The sequence below is a fragment of the Edaphobacter sp. genome (genome assembly GCF_035532915.1).
In the GTDB taxonomy this organism is placed as follows: Bacteria; Acidobacteriota; Terriglobia; order Terriglobales; family Acidobacteriaceae; genus Edaphobacter.
In genome coordinates, this window is sequence record NZ_DATKQC010000390.1 from 1 (window position 1) to 2,474 (window position 2,474).

General features: G+C 60.4%; 2 protein-coding genes. Both read right to left on the reverse strand.

What is annotated here, in order from left to right:
• Positions 1 to 30: 30 nt before the first annotated feature.
• Entirely contained in the window at positions 31 to 1,242 is a 1,212-nt protein-coding gene (galK, locus tag VMU57_RS18615; protein ID WP_325386173.1) for a galactokinase, read from the reverse strand.
• Positions 1,243 to 1,265: 23 nt separating this feature from the next.
• Positions 1,266 to 2,456 (reverse strand): glycoside hydrolase family 88/105 protein, encoded by a 1,191-nt coding sequence (locus tag VMU57_RS18620; RefSeq protein WP_414648684.1) that lies wholly within the window; start codon positions 2,454 to 2,456, stop codon positions 1,266 to 1,268.
• Positions 2,457 to 2,474: the final 18 nt, after the last annotated feature.

Below are 2,474 nucleotides of genomic sequence, written 5' to 3' on the forward strand. Positions count from 1 at the left end.
GGCGATGAGGATTCTTCTGCGCTAATGGATTCACTGCACACCGCCCTTCGCCGCCATCGCCAGTGCGCCATCGGTGGGAGCGCTGATGAAGCAATCAGCTGAAATGCCCAGAGTAGCCTTGTACTCGCTGCGCACCGCCTCAACGAACGCCTCGGCCTTGTCCACCTTGACCAGGTTCACCGTGCATCCACCAAAGCCGCCGCCGGTAATTCGGGCACCAAAACAACCGGGCTGGCGCATTGCGATCTCAACCAGCGTATCGACCTCGGGCGAACTGGCTGCGAAGTCGTCGCGCATACTCGCGTGGGCCTCCACCATTAACTCTCCAAACCGCCCTACATCTCCCCGCAGCAAGGCCCCTTTGGCCTCAATCACTCGGCCATTTTCGCTGATGATGTGCCTGCACCGCGCAAAGCTTGCCGCGCTCATCTTGTCCTTACAAGCCTCGAGGTCCGCCAGCGTCGCATCCCGCAGCAGCTCGATTCCAGGCCGCTCCCGCCGCAACACCTCCTGCCCGGCTGTCACCTCATCGCTCCGGTCGCCATACTCGCCGCCCGCATGCTGGTGCTGCACCATCGAATTGCACACCACGACGCGCACCTCAGCCGGCAACGGCAGCAGCTCGAACTCGAGCGATCGGCAATCGAGCAGCATTACCCGTCCCGCTACGCCTCCCGCAACGATGAACTGGTCCATAATGCCGCTCTTGGCACCGACAAACTCGTTCTCGGTCCGGCGGCAGAGCGTCGCTACCGTCTTCAGCGGAAGCTCTTGGCCTGCGTGCGACAGCAAAGCCATCGCGGTCGCGACCTCCAAAGAAGCAGATGAACTTAAACCCGCACCTACGGGCACATTACCGGCAAGGCTCATGCTGAAGCCGCTTACGGTGATGCCTTCCTGCGCCAGGCTCCACACCACACCCAGCGGATAATCGCTCCAATGTCCCTGTGGCGTCCGCCCCAGCGAAGCGAGCTCGAACGAGACCTCTTCGTCAAAGTTCAATGAATAAAATACGGCACGTCCGTCGTTCCGCGCGCTTACGACCGCCACCGTGGCGAAGTCGATCGCCATGGGCATCACAAAGCCGCCCGTATAGTCCGTATGCTCGCCGATTAAATTAACCCGCGCCGGAGCGCCGAACGCGCGCCCCTCAAGCCCAAACCGCTGCTTGTGCACGCGCAGCGCCTCCACACTCTCCAGCTTCATCTGCCGCACCCACGTACTAAAAATTGCAAGACACATCCATCCTACAACCTATCTCGCCTTCAATGTACGCGTTTACCTGCTGAAGAATTAGTACCCATCTGGCGGATCTCACTTCCCGCCAAAAGGAAGGCACCCACGCCGTAGGTATAGCTCGAACTGGCCTTGAACGGCGCAGGCTCGGCGCCCGTCTGCTGGATGCAGCCTAACCGTCCGTCGGCGTAAACATGGTGCAACATTCCGGCCCACGCCCTCTCGATCACAGGGCGATAAACCTTCCTGCTCAATATCCCCTGGTTGACGCCCCACGCCATCGCGTAGGTCATCAGAGCGGAGCCCGACATCTCCGGCAACGCATAGTTGCCCTGGTCGAGCAGCCCCGAACGCCACAATCCGTCCTTGCCCTGCAGCGAAGCGATGCGCGCCGACATCTCCTGCAACTGCTTCACATACTTCGGACGAGCCGGATCATCCTTGGGCAGATACTCGAGCGTCCGCGCAATGCCGCCCATCACCCAGCCATTTCCCCGCCCCCAGAACATCTTCTGACCATTGGCCTCGGTCTTGTTCAGGTAGCTCGGATCGCGCGCGTACAGCTGTTCCTTCGTGTCATATAACCGGTCCGAGGTCTTCCACCACTCCTCGTCGAGGTAGGAGATGTATTTCTGGTCGCCGGTCGCGGCATACATCCGCGCCCATACCGGAGGCCCCATGAACAAAGCATCGCACCACCACCAGGGCAGCTCCTTGCCGGGAATCTTCGACATTCGCGGCGCGGCCAGCACGGCATCCAGTTCGCTGCGCGTCGGCTCCATCATCGCAGGGTCCTTCTTTAAGAGATAAAGCTCAAGGTAGGTCTGCGCTACGCTCTGATCGTCCGCATTGGGCAGATGCGAGCGCAGCTTCCAGTCGAACTTCGTCCCCATCGCCATCATGGCATCGCGATATTTGGGATCGTTCAGCGACTCAGAAGTAGCCATGAATCCGCTGTACAGAATGCTCCACGTCCAGATCCGATCGAAGTACGGCTGGGACCGAGCAAGCTGCCAGTCCGCAACCTTGCGCATGGCCTTGCCGACCGCAGCGGGCGCAATCCTATACGAGAGATCGGAAGCCAGCGGTCCCGGATCATCCGGATCGTCGCCAAAGTGTCGCGAGTTGTCCTTGGCGATCCCCGCCAGTTGCTTCGCCGTCGCATGTTCATACGAAACCTGCTGCGCCATGGCCTCCTGCAAACCAAAGCTCAACAGCAATACCGGAACAACCGCGCC